Origin of the sequence: Streptomyces sp. NPDC048506, from assembly GCF_040651315.1 — a bacterium.
In the GTDB taxonomy this organism is placed as follows: Bacteria; Actinomycetota; Actinomycetes; order Streptomycetales; family Streptomycetaceae; genus Streptomyces.
Genome location: NZ_JBEZIX010000069.1, coordinates 26,859 through 43,844 on the forward strand (window position 1 = coordinate 26,859; position 16,986 = coordinate 43,844).

At 68.2% G+C, this 16,986-nt stretch carries 17 protein-coding genes and 1 pseudogene; 10 read left to right on the forward strand and 8 right to left on the reverse strand.

The features are described from left to right. The first annotated feature begins 620 nt into the window (after positions 1-620). From AB0C96_RS37980 to AB0C96_RS37990, 3 genes are all read left to right on the forward strand, one after another. Positions 621-1,121, forward strand: a complete 501-nt coding sequence (locus AB0C96_RS37980; protein WP_362924206.1) for a hypothetical protein — start codon at positions 621-623, stop codon at positions 1,119-1,121. A 194-nt stretch (positions 1,122-1,315) separates the two neighbouring features. Beyond that, positions 1,316-1,663 (forward strand): DUF2690 domain-containing protein, encoded by a 348-nt coding sequence (locus AB0C96_RS37985; RefSeq protein WP_362924207.1) that lies wholly within the window; start codon positions 1,316-1,318, stop codon positions 1,661-1,663. Positions 1,664-1,831: 168 nt separating this feature from the next. After that, the gene (locus tag AB0C96_RS37990; protein ID WP_362924209.1) at positions 1,832-2,302 is read left to right on the forward strand and encodes a GNAT family N-acetyltransferase; all 471 of its coding nucleotides are present in this window, start codon (positions 1,832-1,834) and stop codon (positions 2,300-2,302) included. A gap of 95 nt (positions 2,303-2,397) precedes the next feature. Here AB0C96_RS37990 and AB0C96_RS37995 read toward each other — a convergent pair whose 3' ends face one another. The 4 genes and pseudogenes from AB0C96_RS37995 to AB0C96_RS38010 form a co-directional block, all read right to left on the reverse strand. Continuing rightward, positions 2,398-2,991 carry an NAD(P)H-dependent oxidoreductase gene (locus AB0C96_RS37995; RefSeq protein WP_362924210.1) on the reverse strand — a complete coding sequence of 198 codons (594 nt, stop codon included), beginning with the start codon at positions 2,989-2,991 and terminating at the stop codon, positions 2,398-2,400. Between the two features lie 231 nt (positions 2,992-3,222). After that, complete coding sequence (locus AB0C96_RS38000) at positions 3,223-3,834, reverse strand: GPP34 family phosphoprotein (RefSeq protein WP_362924234.1); 612 nt, start codon at positions 3,832-3,834, stop codon at positions 3,223-3,225. Positions 3,835-4,257: 423 nt separating this feature from the next. Continuing rightward, a pseudogene (locus AB0C96_RS38005) lies at positions 4,258-4,659 on the reverse strand (cadmium resistance transporter); the annotation flags it as partial. 83 nt (positions 4,660-4,742) lie between these two features. Continuing rightward, positions 4,743-5,912: an NAD(P)/FAD-dependent oxidoreductase gene (locus AB0C96_RS38010; protein ID WP_362924211.1), complete on the reverse strand. Its 1,170-nt coding sequence runs from the start codon at positions 5,910-5,912 to the stop codon at positions 4,743-4,745. A 380-nt stretch (positions 5,913-6,292) separates the two neighbouring features. Here AB0C96_RS38010 and AB0C96_RS38015 point away from each other — a divergent pair, with 380 nt between their 5' ends. From AB0C96_RS38015 to AB0C96_RS38035, 5 genes are all read left to right on the forward strand, one after another. After that, the gene (locus AB0C96_RS38015; RefSeq protein ID WP_362924212.1) at positions 6,293-6,898 is read left to right on the forward strand and encodes a helix-turn-helix domain-containing protein; all 606 of its coding nucleotides are present in this window, start codon (positions 6,293-6,295) and stop codon (positions 6,896-6,898) included. A 512-nt stretch (positions 6,899-7,410) separates the two neighbouring features. Next, complete coding sequence (locus AB0C96_RS38020; RefSeq protein WP_362924213.1) at positions 7,411-7,623, forward strand: helix-turn-helix transcriptional regulator; 213 nt, start codon at positions 7,411-7,413, stop codon at positions 7,621-7,623. Continuing rightward, a complete protein-coding gene (locus AB0C96_RS38025) occupies positions 7,592-7,999 on the forward strand; it encodes a hypothetical protein (protein WP_362924214.1) in 408 nt (135 codons plus the stop codon). Before AB0C96_RS38020 ends, AB0C96_RS38025 begins: the two co-directional genes overlap by 32 nt. 138 nt (positions 8,000-8,137) lie before the next feature. Continuing rightward, positions 8,138-8,383: a hypothetical protein gene (locus AB0C96_RS38030; protein WP_362924215.1), complete on the forward strand. Its 246-nt coding sequence runs from the start codon at positions 8,138-8,140 to the stop codon at positions 8,381-8,383. A gap of 363 nt (positions 8,384-8,746) precedes the next feature. Next, positions 8,747-9,259, forward strand: coding sequence for a hypothetical protein (locus tag AB0C96_RS38035; protein ID WP_362924217.1), 513 nt, complete (start codon positions 8,747-8,749; stop codon positions 9,257-9,259). A gap of 137 nt (positions 9,260-9,396) precedes the next feature. On the opposite strand, the gene AB0C96_RS38040 is transcribed toward AB0C96_RS38035, so the two are convergent. Then, positions 9,397-10,167 (reverse strand): haloacid dehalogenase type II, encoded by a 771-nt coding sequence (locus tag AB0C96_RS38040; protein WP_362924235.1) that lies wholly within the window; start codon positions 10,165-10,167, stop codon positions 9,397-9,399. A gap of 263 nt (positions 10,168-10,430) precedes the next feature. Between AB0C96_RS38040 and AB0C96_RS38045 the strand changes: the two genes are divergently transcribed. Continuing rightward, entirely contained in the window at positions 10,431-10,622 is a 192-nt protein-coding gene (locus AB0C96_RS38045; protein ID WP_362924219.1) for a hypothetical protein, read from the forward strand. Between the two features lie 254 nt (positions 10,623-10,876). Here AB0C96_RS38045 and AB0C96_RS38050 read toward each other — a convergent pair whose 3' ends face one another. After that, positions 10,877-11,167 (reverse strand): hypothetical protein, encoded by a 291-nt coding sequence (locus AB0C96_RS38050; RefSeq protein WP_362924221.1) that lies wholly within the window; start codon positions 11,165-11,167, stop codon positions 10,877-10,879. 260 nt (positions 11,168-11,427) lie between these two features. Next, entirely contained in the window at positions 11,428-11,898 is a 471-nt protein-coding gene (locus tag AB0C96_RS38055; RefSeq protein ID WP_362924223.1) for a hypothetical protein, read from the reverse strand. Positions 11,899-12,335: 437 nt separating this feature from the next. Here AB0C96_RS38055 and AB0C96_RS38060 point away from each other — a divergent pair, with 437 nt between their 5' ends. Continuing rightward, positions 12,336-14,606 (forward strand): FUSC family protein, encoded by a 2,271-nt coding sequence (locus AB0C96_RS38060; RefSeq protein WP_362924225.1) that lies wholly within the window; start codon positions 12,336-12,338, stop codon positions 14,604-14,606. 344 nt (positions 14,607-14,950) lie between these two features. On the opposite strand, the gene AB0C96_RS38065 is transcribed toward AB0C96_RS38060, so the two are convergent. Further along, positions 14,951-16,588, reverse strand: a complete 1,638-nt coding sequence (locus tag AB0C96_RS38065; protein WP_362924226.1) for an APC family permease — start codon at positions 16,586-16,588, stop codon at positions 14,951-14,953. Positions 16,589-16,986 lie beyond the last annotated feature (398 nt).

A 16,986-nucleotide genomic window follows, 5' to 3' on the forward strand; every position in this document is an offset into this window, starting at 1 on the left:
ATCCGCACCCCACCCCCACCCCGTTCGACCGGCCGGCCGTCAGCCTGGCGAGTTGGGGGCGGTGCGGACGGTGCGGCCCCGGGCAAGGCTGGCGCCGGCGGAATCACCGACCAACCACTCACATGGCGAGACGTCGGGCTTGGAATGTGGACACGTGGACACGGATCCGCTGTGTTGCCTCAACGGATCTTTCTCTGTTGCGACTTGAGCCTGAAGGTGGCGATCCGTGGACCTGATGATCGACGGCAGGGTCTTCCTGGCCACTGGAGGGACCAAGGGACTTGGACGGGCAGCCGCGCGGGCTCGCGCTCCGGCACCGAACTGCCCGCCCGAGCCTGCCCGTTGTCCCACGTCCCCTTCAGGACCCGCGGCATCCCAGCAGCTCAGCGCCTCTGCGTCCCACGGCATCCCTGCGTTGCGGGCGGCAGTGTTCCCTCGCTGGCTCCGGCCTCACCCTGTTGCCCAGGAGGTGGGAGCAACTGCCCTCCCCTGTCCAACCCAGTCCAATCCAGTCCGGCCCAGTCCGATCAAGCCCAGCCGAATCGGGTCCATCATCCGCGGCCTGGGAAGCAGGCAACACCCACCGACTCATCCCGCACAGTCGTCACGAAGGGAATCCCATGATCTCCACACGGCTGCCCGTCCGCAGTGGCCTCGCTGCCGCTGCCCTCACCGCCATCACGGTGGTCGCCCCCCTGGTCACCGCCGACACCGCGGCCGCCAGCGGTACGAAGTTGACGCACGCCCAAGCCTCCAGCAGGCTGCGGGCGGCCGGAATCAGCTGGACCTCCAGCGGCCACTGTTCCAACCGCTACAACCGGCACTGCACCTCCTTCAGCAACATCAACTCCGGCACCATCAGCGGGATCATCACCTTCAAGCGGGCCAGCCACTGCGCGGTCACCATCACCGGTGGCACCGAGACCGGTCACGCAGCCGGCCGTTACAGCCACTGGAACGGCTACAAGGTCGACATCGCTCCGACCGGTTGCGTCACGAACTACATCAAGCACGCCTTCCGGTACATCGGCAGGCGCGGGGACGGCGCGCCCATGTACAAGTCCTCCGCGGGCAACATCTACGCCCGTGAGAGCAGCCACTGGGACATCACCTACAAGTGACGGGACGTAGGTGAGGGAGCGGAACGGAAGTCGGAAGAGAAGGCAGAAGCGAGAAGGAGAGTGGAGAGGATGGAAAGGGTGGAGGCATCGTGGGCATGAGAGGACTCGCACGTCTTGGGGTCGCTGCGGTTGTTCCCCTCCTGTTGGCCGCTTCCGGGACGGCACCCGGGCATGCAGCGGCTCCCGCCGCGCCCATGGCACAGTGCTCGGGTAGCGGCTGCGCCGGAAAGAGCCCCGTGCGCACCCACTGCGACCAGCACGCGCGCACCGTCCGCCGCAGCGCCGAGATCGGTCCCCTGATCGAACTGCGTTACAGCTCGGCGTGCCGCGCCGCCTGGGTCCGTGTCACCCACGCACGCGCCGGTGACCGTATCGAGGCGCGGAACAAGGGCGGTGCCTGCCGGCACACGTCGTGCTACGCGAAGACCGTGGCGTCGGGCCAGACTTCCGCGTACACCGCCATGGTCAACGACAAGGGGATCAAGGCCTGGGGTTGCCTCTACCGCCGGAACGGCAACGTCGTGTGCACAGAAGGCTATTGAGTTCAGGCCGGTCGGCTCAGCGCTTCCCGAACTCCACGTTCCGGGAGGCGCTGAGCCATTCGCCCGGCCCGTTCCGGAGGCAGGCCCCGCTCCTGCCAGTGCTGCGCCCCGGCCCTCCGCCGGGATAATCGCTGGCTTGCGTCTCCGCTGCGCCGATAGGTTCCTGCGATGCACGTTGACGACACGACGGTGATCCGGCTCGCGGAGGCGGAGGATGCGGCGGCGATCGCCGGTATCCATCTGGCCTCACGAGCGGCGACCATGCCATACCTTCCTCCGCAGCTGCGGCCGCATGACGAGGTGACGCGGTGGGTGCGGGACGTCGTGCTCAGGGACTGCCGGACCTCGGTCGCGGTGCGCGGCGCGGAGATCGTCGGCTATGCCGCCGTCGACGGTGACGTGCTCGAGCAGCTCTACCTGCGTCCGGACGTGCTGCGCCAAGGCATCGGCAGCTTGCTGCTCGACGAGGTCAAGCGGCACCGCGCTGACGGGTTCTCCCTGCACGTCTTCCAGCAGAACACCGGCGCTCGCGCGTTCTATGAGCGTCACGGCTTCACCGTCGTCGACACCGACGACGGCAGCCGCAACATGGAGAGGCTGCCCGATATGACCCTGTGCTGGAGACCGGACGGGGCGTAGGCGTGCGGGGGGCCGGGGCGGTACGGCGCTCGGGTCCTGCGCCGTGCGCCCCTTTCGGCCGCACGCCACGCGGTCAGGCCAACGTCAGACCAATGTCAGGCCAACAGCGCGGCAGCGTGCCGACGCGCCTCGTGCAGCCACGTGGCGCGGGTTTCCTCGGTTGAGTCGGTGACCGTCCGGAACACGACGCGGCGCACGTCGGCAACGCCCACGTACGGCAGCACGCAGGCCGACCAGATCCGGTCCAGCGGGTCCCCGAACTCGTCCGCTTCCCGGTCGGCGGGGGTATCGGAGGTGTTCAGGACGAGCGCCCGCCCGGCGTTCAGCAACCCCTCCGGCTCGCCCTGCGCGGTGCCCAACTTGTAGGCGACGCCGGGCACGAGCACACGCTGCACCCAACCGGCGAGAACCGCGGGCGGCATGCCCCACCAATTGGGGTGCACGAACACCATGGCATCCAGAGTGGCGACCTCCGCCCGGTGCAGTGCCACCTGCTGATCGCGGGCGCCGTCCACCGACTGGACCGTCTCGGTCTCGTCGGCGGCCAGCACCGGCGCGAATCCCTCCGCGCACAGGTCATGTGCGAGAACCTCACACCCGCGGACCCGCAGTTCGTCCACCACGGCCTCGAACACGGCGTGGTTGAAACTGCCCGGGCGCGGGTGTGCAAGGTAGACACCTATGCGCATGACTCATCCCCCAAGGGCCAAGGGCCAAGACCGTGGACGGACTGACGAACCGTGGACTGACAGACAAGGAGAGCTGTCGGAGCTGTGGAGCTGTCGGTCAACGCTCCGCGGCGAACGCGGGTCCGCCGCCCCCGAGATCATCATGAGCGGTAGGGAACAGATAGTGGAAGCACTTCACGCTCCTGGCGAAACCACCGCCGAGGCGCTCCCGGATTCCCTTCGGCGACGTGGTCAACCGTCGCCGCCCCGCCAGATGTTGTCGAAGGCCGCCTCTTCGATGGCTCGCCGTTGCCGCTCGGCCTGGAGTTCCACCAGTGCGGTGTTGACCTCGGCCAACACCGTTGCCACCGCGTCATCGGACACGTCCGGGGCGTCTTCGGGCAGCTTGCTGCCGACGCCCAGGCCCGCCGCGAGGTGGGCGAGGACGGGCTCCTCCGATGTCCAACGGTGCGCTGCCTCCCTGCGGGCGGGCGAGTCGACCAGGGCGATCTCAACGCTGCGGAAGGGCATCCCCCGACGGCGTTGCCGAGTGAGGAGTCCTTCGGACTCCAGGGCGGTCCGGTAGGCCGTGGACAGACGGTTCCCTCGGCGCCACAACCAGTCGCCAACCGACTCGTGCGGCGTGTCTCGGACCAGCGACTGCGCAGCCTCGTCCAAGAGGTGATCGGCCAGTGCCGGTCGGTAGCCGGGCACGATGTGCTCACCGTCCAGCGTGACGGCCTGGGCTTCGAGCAGGTCGATCAGCTCGGCTCCGGCCAGTGCGAGTGACAGGTCGCCCCGCTCCACCGGACGACTGGACTCCACGTCCAAGGTGACGATGAACAAGTCCCGCGGTGTGGTCATGAAGGGCTCCTGGTCAGGGGCATCCCCGGCGGTGCGCCACCGTCGAGTCGGCCGGACGCCCGACGCCTGCCTTCCTACGCCTGCCGACCCTCGTCCGGCCTCCGACCTCCGACTTCCGACCTCCGTCATGGCGCCGAGAACCGACCGTGATCGGCTGTCGCTGTCGGTGTGGTCGCTGTGATGAGCGTGTCGCCGTGATGACCTTGGTCGCCGTGCGGGGCAAACGATGCGGCGCCCGCCCGCGCACGGCGGATTGTGTGAGGCGCCGAGCGCTCCGGTGCCGAGTGGAGGGCTCGGCGTACATGGACTCCTGCTTACGAGCTTAAGGAGCGCGAGCCGCGGCTGCACCAGCACGCATGGCGGGGTTCCCTCTCCACCGTCGTCCTCGCTGTCGCGGTGGTTCTGCCACGCCTGCCAGGCGGCCTTGATGCCGAGGGCGAGCGGCAGCAGGCCGAGGTAGGGGATGGCCGCCTCGGGCAGGAAGGTCGCACCGAACGCCGCGGCGACGGCAACGACGAGGATCGCGGCGAAGCCGAGGTACTGGCCGAGCACGACACGGCGGGCGGAGCCGCGGTGGCCGGCACCCTGGGCGAAGAACAGGGACAGGATCACGATGTCGTCGATGTTGGTGACGGCGAACAGACCTGCTGCCTGCCCGATCGTGCTCAGGTTCACTGCCAGCCCACCCTGTTCGTACGGCACTCGACCGGACGACCCTACGTGGCGACTGCCGGAGCCCGGGGGGCGGAGCACTCCAGTCGGCGCGGGTGGCCGACGGGAGTGCCCACGGGCTCGCGGCGTCGTGTCAGGCGGTGCCGGGCACACAGGAGACTGCCGCCGAGGTACCGGAGGAAGGCGTCCTCGTACCCGGCGATGTTCGCGGCGGGACGGTGCGTTCTCCGCCGGGCTCAGCTGATGTGAGCGCGGCGCGAGTCGGGGAGAGTGCTGGTCGGCCAGAGGGTGTCGGGGAAGGCGGCGTCGTCGGAGTCGCTGTCGGGCATGAGGGTGGCGAGCATCTGCTGGGCGGTCTTCGCGTTGTCGACGGCGCGGGGCAGCATGGCGCTTTCGTAGGCGTCGAGCGCCTCGTCGATGGTGGGGCGGCCGATGACGGCTTGGGCGAGTTCGGCGCCGTCGAGCAGCGCGAGGTTGGCACCGACGCCGGCGGGCGGCATCAGGTGGGCGGCATCGCCGAGCAGGGTGATGCCGGGGACGCGCTGCCACGTGTGGGGAACGGGAAGGACGAACATGGGTCGGTTGACGAAACCGCCGTCGTTGCCGCGCAGGACGTCCAACAGGCTCTCGTGCCAGCCCTGGTACTGGGCGAGGAGGCGGGCGCGTACTGCTTCGGTGTCTGCGAGGTCGAGGCCGGCGTGCCAGTCCTGGGGACCGCGGAAGGTGATGTAGGCGCGGACGTGTCCGTTGCTGTTGCGCTGCATCACCAGGCTGCGGCGGCCCGCCTTGGCGGACATGGTGCCGGGACCGACCAGGTGGGCGATGCCGGGGTGACGGTGGTCGACGTCGTCGAAGTGGGTTTCCACCATCGTGACGCCGGCGTAGGAGGGTGGGGCGTCGGAGAGTGCGGGGCGCACCCGGGACCAGGCGCCGTCGGCGCCGATGACCAGGTCGAAGTCCTCGACGGTGTCGTTGTGGTGGTGCAGGCGAGCGGTGCCGTGGGGCAGCGGGGTGACTGCCCTTACGGAGTGGCCCCAGCGGACCGTGCCGGGGGCGAGGGAGTCGAGCAGGAGGGTACGCAGCTGGCCGCGGTCGATCTCGGGCCTGCTCAGATCGCCGTCGACGGCCTGGTCGTGGCGTATCAGGGTCGCGTGGCGGTCGTACAGGCGCCACTCCTGGCTTTCGGGCCGGGACAGGGCCAGGAACTGGTCGAAGAGTCCGGCTGCGCGCAGGGCGACTTGCCCGGTGTCTTCGTGGATGTCGAGGGTGCCGCCCTGCGAGCGGGAGTGGGGGTCGGTCTCACGCTCGAAGACCGTGACCGGCAGGCCGTGCTGCTTCAGGACGCGTGCGCAGACGAGGCCGCCGAGACCGGCGCCGACGATCGCGATACGAGGGGTGGTGGACATGAGAGGGTCACGCTCCGTTCTACGGATGAAGAAATCGCTGGTGTCTTGTGGTGACGCCCCGAGGGATCTCCGTCGGCGGGCTGTTGCTGGTCGAGCCGGCCCTGCTTGCTTCCGTCATCTGTGACATCGCCATCCCGGCTCCCTTCCTGCTACCTGCTACCTGCTACCTGCTACCTGCTACCTGCTACCTGCCGAGGAGCCCGCTTTCGGGCATGGCAAACCAGTCGTTCCGGTGGGGGACGCGCCCCGGGTGCCGGCAACTGAGTGCCGGTCAGGCGCCCTCACCCACAGAAACACAGTCACTCCAAAAGTACAACTGCTCCGACTTTCTATCCGATCGCCTTTGCAATCGAATTCCTTCAAGGGGGTAAGGTGGCGGCATGGCCGAGACGACGACAGGACGCCGCGAGCGCAAGAAGGCACAGACCAGGCAGGCCCTGGCGGATGCCGCAATGCGACTGTTCACCGAGCACGGCTTCGACAACGTCGGCGTACGCGAGGTGGCGGAAGCGGCCGACGTCTCACTGAGCACGCTCTTCAAGCACTTCCCCAGCAAGGAAGCCCTCGTCTTCGACCTGGACGCGGACGTCGAGAGCGCCCTGGTCGCCGCCGTTCGCGATCGAGCTCCCGATCAGTCCGTGCTGCACGCCCTGCGCGACCACATGGTTCACAGCCGTACCGCCGTGCGAACCGACGACCCCACGTTCGTCCTCGTCGAATCCACTCCCGCGCTACGGGATTACGCCCGGCGCATGTGGTCGCGCCACGAGAAGACACTGGCCGCCACCCTCGCCGACGCCACCGGGCTCGCCCCGGACGCCCCGGCCGTCACCGGCCTGGCGCGCTTCGCCCTGGAAGCCCCCGGCATCGCCCGCGCCAGTGAAGACCCGGTCCGGACCATGCGCGAGTTGTTCGCCCTGCTGGAACACGGCTGGGGCGCCACCCCCCTGGCACGACAGGAAGACCGCCCCGGCCAGGACGGGTGACCGCAACCAGGTACCGCAGCACGGCGCCACCGGAGCCTCCTCGAACTCCCCCGTTCCGTCACCGACTTGAGGCGTCCACGCACCTCGCTCTACAACTGGAACACTCACAGGCCAACTGGAGCGCGGCACCCCACTGAGCTGTAACCGAGCGCTCAACTTGGCCCGTTGGGCCAACCAAAACGCTCCGCGCCCCAGGCTTCCGACCAGGGCCTTCCGCAACAGGGAGAGCAGCGGCTTTGCAGGCGAGCCCTGGCACCGCTTGTCGACGAGTTCAGAGAGCGCTTGCCGATCACAGCGCCGCGAAATGCCGGTGAGAAGTGACACCACCTCGGAGCTGGAGCCGCACTCGCGGGCGGGGTGTGATCTCCCAAGGGGCGGTCGGGGATGCACTCGTCCTTCCACACCGGACTGGCCACCAACACGGTGAACACGGCGCCCGAGGCGCCGCGCGAACCCCACCCCCTGTAAAGCGAGCTTGACAACCATTCAGGGGTGACAAGTAAGCTTTACACGTGCGAAACAGCGTCAGGAAACTGCGGTCGTCGCGCGGGCTCTCCCAGGGCCAACTGGGCACAGCCCTCGGGGTCTCACGGCAAACGATCAACGCCATCGAGACCGAGCGGTACACCCCTTCCCTGCCGCTCGCCTTGTCCATGGCCAAGTTCTTCGAGGTCAGCGTTGAGGAGATGTTTCATGTCGATCAGAGCCCAGCAGATGACCAGTAACAGAGCCAGGCGGTCCGTCCCCGGCTTCTTCCTCGTCCTCGGAGCCGCCTGCCTCGTGGCCGCGACTTTCGGCGGCCGCCTCGTTCTCGGCCTGGTGACGTTCGGGATCCTGGCGGTCTGCAGCCTTGCCTTAGTGCTGCTGAGCCGCCGAAGCGAGACCTATCAGGGCCTCACCGAGAAGGATCCCGACGAGCGCTTCGCCCGGATCGGAGGGCGAGCCTGGGCCGGCACGGGCGTGGTGCTTACCGTGGGGAATCTCTACGCCTTCATCGGTGACCTGACATCAGGAAGAAGCGGCGATCCGTACTTCTGGTTCGTGGCCACCGCTGCCATCAGCTACATCGCGTTCGTCGCCTTCTGGTCTCGGCGCACCTGAGACGCCATCACCTCGAACGGCTCGCCACCGACCGCGTTCAACCAGGCAACGCGATCAACGAACACTCAGTCACAACCAGCAGGAGATTCACCCTTGCGTGCGCTGCGAGAGAATTCGAACACGTGATGCAATTCAGGGGTGACGACCTACGCCTTCCCAGACGACCTCCTACAGGCCCAGCGCGACTGGTACACCGCGTACCAGCAGCTCGCCGAGACGGAGAATCCGAGTCAGACCACCGTGCTGCGGCGCACACTTCAGCGCCTGTCCGTGCAGATCACCACGCATCCGTACTGGGCGAGCATCCCCGGCCGGGCACCGGCGGCACGGATGGCGCTCAAGCAGGCGGTGTGGGAGCCGGACCCCGAAGGGGCCAGGCCATGACGGCCCACCGCAGATGATCGGCGCGTGGCGCGTGGCGCGGCAGAGCATCGACCGGGACGGGCGAGGGTGCACGGCATCCGACCGGTCGGCGTTGCGGACGGTGCCGGCTGTTGGCGCCGATACGGCCCGGGGTGAAACGAACGGGAGCAGCCATGAGATTCAGCAGCAGGTAACCACGGCCACCGGCCCGCACTCGCATGGCTGTACGATGCCGCGGTGATCTTGCTGACCGACCTCGGCCAGCCTCGGGATCCACATTCACCTTCGCCCCGTCAGGAGTTGACGGGTGCGCGTACACGGGGGAACGACATTTCCGCTCGCCATGCCTTCCTTGCTGCCCTGACCGCTGCGGCAGCACTCACCTTGACCGCCTGCGGGCCGGAGGACGCCGGCACCGCCGCCGATGACCCCAGCCCCGCCGCGAGCCGCGGCTCCTCCGCGAGCGCCGCTCCCAGCATCCCGCCGGACGGCGGCCAGGCCGGCGCGAAGTGCCCTCAACTCGCCGCCGGCCACCGCTTCGTGTACGTCACGGGCGTCGAAGGCGCCATGAACAACGTGATCGCCCGTACCGCGACGCTGTCCTGCAACGACGGCGTTCATCTGCGCCCCCACGGCCCGGAACGCACCTTCAGCTTCTCCCCCGACGCCAAGATGACGGTGATCGAGCAGCACGGCCCCAAGCTCCGCACCGACAAGACGGGTCCGCACACCGGTATCGCCCACGTCAAGCAGTGCGCCGACCCGAACGGCACCAGCTACGACGGCGGGCAGGCCAGGCCACAGCAGAAGGAGTACTGCAACGGCGGCAACTTCTACGACGTCGGCCTCGCCGGCGGCACGATCACCGAGATGACCGAACTCCCCGTCATCCAGTAACCCGCAACCCCGCAACCGTCATCCAGTAACCACGCGGTGGACTGACGTAGGACATGGACGCGACGTCCCCAGGGCGCCGGCGCAAGCCGCCCCCTGGGGACGTCCCGGTAACGACGCCGCCGAACGCGGCGCCCCCTTCAGCTCACCGTCGTCACCTTATGAGCCAGTTCGATGACGTCCGCGGCGACGAGGTCGACACCGGCGGGTGCCGGCACCGGGGCGGCGTCCGGGCCCCACTCCAGCGGGCGCGGGATGTAGGCGGTACGGAGTCCCGCGCCGGCCGCCGCTTCGAGGTCGTCCGGGTGGCAGGCGACCATCAGGAGTCGCTGCGGCGCCACGCCGAGCAGCTCGGCGGCCGAGAGGTAGACCCGCGGATCAGGCTTGTACGACTTGACCAACTCGGCCGAGAGGATGCAGTCAAAGCGGAGGCCGGCCTGCTTGGCGAGGCGGGTGACCAGGCCGATCCCGCCGTTGGACAGCGTTGCGGTGATCACCCGGCTGTGGTGGAGCCGTTCCAGGCCGGCCGCGGCGTCGGGCCATGCACGCAGTCGGTGCCAGGCCTGGACGAGTGCACCCCGGTCGGCCTCATCGAAAGCTTCCAGCCCGTGGTCGGCGAGCGCTTCGTCCAGCGTGAGGCGGTGCAGCTCGTCCAGCGGCGCCCAGGACAGCCCCCCCGACACCATCTTCAGCAACGCGGGCCGATAGTGCCGTCGCCAAGTGTCGGTGACGGCGGGCCAGTCGGCGTGCAGTCCGGCCCGGCCACCGATCCCGGCCAGTGCGTCGGCCACGCTGGACCGCCAGTCGGTCAACGTACCGAACACATCGAACACCACGGCATCGACGTCCATGCCCGTCCCCGCACCTATGCCCATGCCCATGCCCATGTCCATGTCCATGTCCATGTCCATGTCCACGCCTGAGTCCGTACCCGCACCCACAGCCGTACCCCTCTCCCCCTCATTCCCTGTTTTTCCACCTTCCTGGACCTTACTGGGCAGTACCAACGGCGCCTCACCGGGGAGCCGCGTTTACCAATGGAAGGGGAGGAGTCGATTCCGCCTGCGGGTTCAAAGGGCTCACAGGGGCGTTGCCTCGTGGCTTTTATGTCGTTGAGAACGGCATGACCAAAATGTACCGAACGTTCGTAACTCTCGTCCTCGCTTCCGGAGCCATGGCCGTCGTCACACCCGCCGCGAACGCCTCGCAGACCGATCAACCGCTGCTGTTCAGCACGGAACACGGTACGACCAGGCTCAACGACCTCGGTCCCGGCGGAAGGGTGGCGGAGGCAGCGACGTCGCTCGTTCCCGTCTTCGGCCTGCTCGCCCCCTTCTCCCCCGTCTCCGCGGCGCTCCCTCGGTGATACGCACGGTTCTGCTGCGGCGCGTTCGGCTCACCGATCGGGAGGGGATACCTGCGCCTTGAGGGAATCGATGGGGAACCGCTCAAGGAAGAACGAGCGCAGGAAGAACGAGCAGAGGCAGAACGAACCAAGGCGAGCCAAGGCGAAATAAAGGGAGGGAAAACGGGGAGCACGGGAGAACGGGGAAGGCGAGGTCCGGTGGGCGACACGGCGGTCCGTGAAGACGGGGCGCCGTCGCCTGCCGGACCGGTCCTTTACGTCAAGTGATTGGCGATCGCGTAGATGACATAGGCCGCATACGCGATGAGCACCAGGCCCCAGAAATAGGAACTGCTCTGTTCGTTTCGGATGTTCCACATCTTCTTCAGGCAGCTGATGGTGGCCAGGATGCCGAGGATGCCGATTGCGGCGGAAATCCAGAAGATGACCGGTGTTCCGGAGGCGAAGCCGGTCCCGACGTTCGCCACGATGAACAGCAGCACCGGCCAGGTGTGGTTCAGAGGTGATTCGTCGGCTCCGACTGCCTGCTGCGTCTCTTCCGCCATGGTTCTCCTCGGTGGTGTGGTCGGGCAGATGAAGTGTCGGGGCAGTGGTCCGGTCCGGGGCCGTCCCCGCAGGGAATTCCGAGGAGGCGGCGAGCCGGGGCCGGGCACCGCCGTCGGGAGCGGATCGGCGGGCGGGCGATTCACCGGCAACTCGCCCCGCCCCGAGGGGGATTCGGGGGATACGGCGATGCGCCCCGGGTCGCCGGAGCGTACCAGGGGCGCACGTCGTTTCAACCTGGGAATCCCCTACCGGGTGGGCGTCACAGGATGATGTCGATCAGCCATTCGATGGCCTGCTTCGTGGTGATGATGCCGCCCAGCGTCAGGGTCTTGCGCAGCCACTTGGGCAGCTTGTTCCACTGCTTGGTGAAGTAGCCCTTGCCCTTCTTGGCCCAGCCGGTGAGCTTCTTCTGCCAGCTCTTGGGGAGGCGCTTGAAGGCGGCCTTCAGGGCCTTCTTGCGGAGCTTGTCCAACCAGCTCTTGGGGGTGACCTGGTTCGCGCCGGTCTGCGCGGCGGTGCCGGTGCCGTTGCCGGACTTGGCCGCAGCCTCGGAGATCTGCTGGGCCAGGCTCGCCGAGATGGCGCCGGTGCGAGCCTGGTCGACGGAGACGGTCTGGGCCACGGCGGTGCGGGCCGGGGCCTCGGTGGCGGCGGAGGCGGCCGGGGCGGCGACGCCGAGGGCGACGGCGGCGGCCAGGGCAGCAGCGGTTATTCGCAGCTTGTTGGACATGGAAACTCCTCAATTCAGCATGGCGGCACGGCCGTACACACCTGCAACCCGTAGCGGCCTTACCTGGACCGGGTGTTCCGATCGACTGGTGAAGAGTTTTGCGAGTGCGTGGTCTTCTGGGTATTGAATCTTTGGGCAGTTGACCGGGCGGGCAATGCCCTTGGGGACAGTGCGCCGTTCTCGTCTCTGCGCGTTCTCGCCACTCATGCCCGAATGGTCGGCCTCATGGCGGTGTAGGGAATTCAGTGGATCGGTGCCGGTTCGGGAATCGGTGCCGGTTCCGAAATCGGCGCCACCGGAGTGTCCGCTGCCCGATTCATCCGCTTCTTTCTGGTGGGCGGCTCCCCTGCCCCGACCGCCCCGCAGCTCCGGCACACCGTCATGGGATGCTGAGACTTCCCTGCTCAGGGCAAGAATCGGGAGTGTAGAGCGGCGTGATGTCAGCGATACGACGGGCTGTGACCGGCACCTGGGACCGCTTCGCGGCATCCGACCCCGGACTGCTGCGGTTGATGGCGGGGCTCCGCACGGTGGGGGCGATCGCCCTCACCCTCGTCGCCCTCGCCCTGCTGCACACCAGCGTCACCTTGATGGTCGCCGGCGCCATGGCGGCCATGGTCGCGACGTTCGCCATCACGGAGAAGGACGTGCGCGGCCAGGCGGTCACACTGGCCCTGGGCCTGCCCGTCGCGCTCTCCGCCATGGCGCTGGGAGCGCTGCTGCACGCCAGGGTGATCGCCGGCGACCTGTTCTTCGTCGCGCTGATCTTCGGCGCGGTCTACTGCCGGCGCTTCGGCGACCGTGGCACGGCGCTCGGGCTGATCGGCTTTCAGGTCTACTTCGTGTCGCTGTTCGTCGGTGCCACCGTGCCGACCCTGCCGGAGCTGTCACTGACCCTGACCGTCGCGCTGGCGTGCAGCGCCGTCGTACGGTTCTCCGTCGTCCCGGAGACCCCGCAGCGCACCCTCGACCGGTTGCGCGCTGCCTTCCGGGCGCGCCTCGCACAGCTGGTGGACACACACCTGGCACTGCTGGACGCGGATCCGGACCGGCTGGACGACGTGCTCGACGACCTGCGGCGGCACACCGCACGGCTGCACGAGGCGGCCCTGATGATCCAGGGCCGCCTGGAGGAGGGCACTCCGGACTCCGCTACGGCGGGGCTGTTGCAGCGCCGGATCGCCGATGCCGAGATCGCGGCCGAGCGGCTGGGGATGCTGCTGCTCAATGCGCGCACCGCGGAGCGCGCGGACACGCTCACGCTGCACCTGCCGCACGCTCCGGTGCCGGCCACCGCCAGCCGGTTGCTGGACGAGGGGGATGTGCACGGCAGGCTGTGCCGGGACCTCGAAGCGTTGAACCTGTTGGTCGCACGACGGGCGCCGGACGACCGCGGTACGGCTCTGGCCCACGTCCGCAACCGGCTGCTCGGCTACCGCGACGAGGACACGCTGCCGCAGGCGCCGCCGGCCGTACAGGACGCCTTCCGTGGGATCGGTGAGGCCGCGCGTGCCGTGCTGGGCCTGCGACTCGCGCTGGACGGACCGCAGGACGAGTCCGACGACTCCCCCGCCACCACGCGCTCGCGCGAGGAGTTCGACGCCGAGGACCTGGCGATCGTCGGGGCCGGGTCGGGCGCAGCGGACACGGAGCCCGCAGACGACCGTACCGGGCTACAGCGGCCCACCACCCGCGCCGCGTTCCAGGTCGCGGTGGGATCGGCGTTGGCCATCGTCGGTGGGGAGTTCCTCTCCACCCAGCGCTGGTACTGGGCGGTGCTGACCTGTTGGGTGGTCTTCCTCAACACCGCTTCCACGGGTGAGATCCTCGTCAAGGGCTATCGCCGGCTGATGGGCACGGTCTTCGGCGTGGTCGCCGGTGTCGCACTGGCCGGTGTGGTCGGCAACCACACCTGGACCGCCTTCGCCCTCGTCCTGCTCTGCATCTTCGGCATGTTCTTCACCGCGCCGCTGTCGTATGCGCTGATGTCCTTCTTCGTCACGGCGATGCTCGGCCTGCTCTACACCCTGCTGGACACCTACAGCCTCGCCGTGCTGGTGCTGCGCATCGAGGAGACGGCGCTGGGTGCCGCCTGCGGGATCATCGCCGCGGTGCTGGTGCTGCCGGTGCACACCGACCGCCGCACGGACGAGCAGCTGGGGGCCGTGCTGGTCCGCTTGCGGGAGGCGGTGGCCGCCGCGGTGGACCAGCTCAGCGGCGGGCCCGCGGTCGAGCTGCTGAGCAGGGCGCGTGATCTGGACACCGCGCTGGACGAGTTCCGCGCGTCCACCCGGCCGTTGACGCACCCCATCACACCGCTGCGCGTACGGCGCCAGACCGCGCGCTATCTGGTGGCGCTCCTGGAGACCTCCGCCTACCACGCCCGTTCGCTGGCGGCGACCGCCGAGCTGGTGCCGTACAGCAGGACCGTCGCGGCCGACCCGCGCCTCGCGCACGCCGGAGAGCGCATCGCGCGCAACATCGATCTCATCGTTGCGCGCGTCGGCGACGAGCCCACCGAGGGCGAGGTCGAATCCGGGGCCAGCATCGCCGCGATGCTGGAAGCGAGCGACTCCCCTGCGCTGCGGTCGGGGACCGTCACCTTCCGCGTGCTGCGACACCTCCAGCGCCTGGACGAGGGCGTGGTGGGCATCGCCCGGGCCCTGGACGTGCCGGTGGCGGGGCGTCGCGAGGGCGCTGCCCGGTAGGCGGCGGCGAGGAGACTCGGGCGGTCGAATCCCTGAGGGGCGGGGGAAGTTGTCGCGCTGCCCGACCGGAATGGCCGGGACCTTCAATTCCCCGTAATGGGCGGGATGTTACCGGCCGGTCGCTGTTGTGGTGTGGCGGGCCGGCGCTTCCGTCGTCGTGACCATGAATTTCCGCGGTGAAATGTGCTGAGCGGACCTGGGTTCGCCCGAGGAATGGGGTGGCGTTCGGGGGGGGTGTGGCCCCGGGCGGCTCGTTGTACCGGGGGGGGAACGGCGATGAGGCCGGCCGGATAACCGGCCGACCTCATCAGGGGTGTTGAGTTGTCAGTTGAGGGATGGGGGTGTCAGTGGCCGCCCTCGTCGACGACCGCGACCTCTTCGATGTTCTGCTCGATGGCCTCGGTCGAGACGGCGGTGGAGCGGGCCCAGAAGTAGATCGCCACCGAGAACAGCGTGACGATGGCCATGTCCCACCACAGCGGGATGTGGTTCTGACCGCCGAAGCCGCCCTGCCAGGAGATCAGGCCCATGCCGATCAGGTAGACGGGCAGCCACTGGGCGGCCTTCCAGTCCAGGCGGGGGGCGTTCGGCAGCCGCTTCTTCGTGGCGTACCAGGCGTAGCTGCCGAGCAGGACGTAGCCGATGATGATCGCCCAGCCGAGCCGCTGGAGGGTGCTCCAGCCGGCCCAGTAGATGATCAGGCTGGCGACGACGAAGGCCACCGGCGAGATGATGTTGCCGCCGGGCAGTCGGTACGGGCGCTCGTGGTGCGGCAGCCGGTTGCGGAAGACACCGAACGCCAGGGGCGCGCCGGCGTACATCAGGACGCTGGCCGAGGTGATGAAGGAGACCAGCTCCTGCCAGCTGGGGAACGGCAGGAAGCAGATCACGCCGGTCACGAACGAGATGATCAGGCCGAACCACGGCACGCCGCGGCCGTCCGTCTTCTCGAACAGCCTGGGGGCGTAGCCGTTCTTGCTGAGGCCGTAGGAGATGCGCGAGGTGGAGGTGGTGTAGATCAGGCCGGTGCCGCCGGGGGAGATGATCGCGTCGGCGTACAGGACCCAGCCCAGCCAGCCCAGGCCGATCACGGTGGCCAGACCAGCCCAGGGGCCGCTGATGCCGACGTAGTCGAGCTTGGCCCAGCCGTGCGCGAAGGAGGCCAGCGGCAGTGCGCCGATGTAGACGACCTGGAGGAGGACGTAGATGACCGCGCCGATCAGGACGGAGCCGATGGTGGCGCGGGGCAGGTCGCGCTTGGGGTTGCGGCTCTCACCGGCGAGCTGGATGGCCTGCTCGAAGCCGAGCAGGGCGAAGATGATGCCGCTGGTGCTGATGGCGCTGAGGACGCCCTTGGCGCCGAACGGGGCGAAGCCGTGCGACGTGAAGTTGTGCGGGTGGAAGTTGGTCGCGGCGATGATGAAGATCGCCCCGAGGGGTACGGCGATCTTCCACCAGGTGGCCGCGCTGTTGGTGTGTGCCAGGACCTTCACGCCGAGGAAGTTCACCGCGACGAAGATCGCCATGAGGATCACGGCGACGATGAAGCCGCTGGTGGTGAGGGTGCCGTTGGCGTTCTGGAATCCCTGGGCCCAGGACCAGTGACCGGCGTAGCCGATCATGGCTTCGACCTCGATCGGGGCCACCGTCGCGGCCTGGAGCCAGGAGAACCAGCCGAAGGACATACCAGCGAGGCCGCCGAAGGCGTAGTGCGGGTACCGCGCCGTGCCACCGGCCACCGGGAAGAGGCCTCCGAGCTCGGCGTGCACCAGTGCCAGGAGGATGATCGCGACCGCTCCGATGATCCAGGAGATCAACGCGGCAGGGCCGGCCACTACGACGGCCTTCTGGGCGCCGTACAGCCATCCGGATCCGATGATGGAGCCGACGGAGGCCCACATCAGGCCGATGAGTCCTACGTCCCTACGGAGGGTGCCCGATGCTCGCGTCCCTGAGGGAGCGATCTCGTCAACGCTTGCCATAAGAGGCCTTTCAAGACAGGGCTGGCCGAAAAGTTGCCTCAGACTAGAGAGCATTCAGAGCCCTGCAAAGAGTTGTTGACTGAATAGTTATATTCCACGGAAATTCTCGCCCGGCTCGCGGCTCTCCACCCTGGACATTCGGTGAGCGGGGCCCGAATGGGCAGCAGGGACCTAGCCGAATACCAGACAGTGACCGCTTGACTACCCATCCCACCAGGGCATGAAATTTGACTTGGCGAAAATTTTTAACTTTCATGCCGCCAGCATTGCCATCCATGGCGGAACGTTTGCTTTTCGTGTCACTACTGAGATTGAACTCGTGGTGTCGTAGGGACTGACAGGTCGTGGCTTCCTGCGATATCACCGGGGCATGCGGTATCCACAGGGCGGCGGGCTGA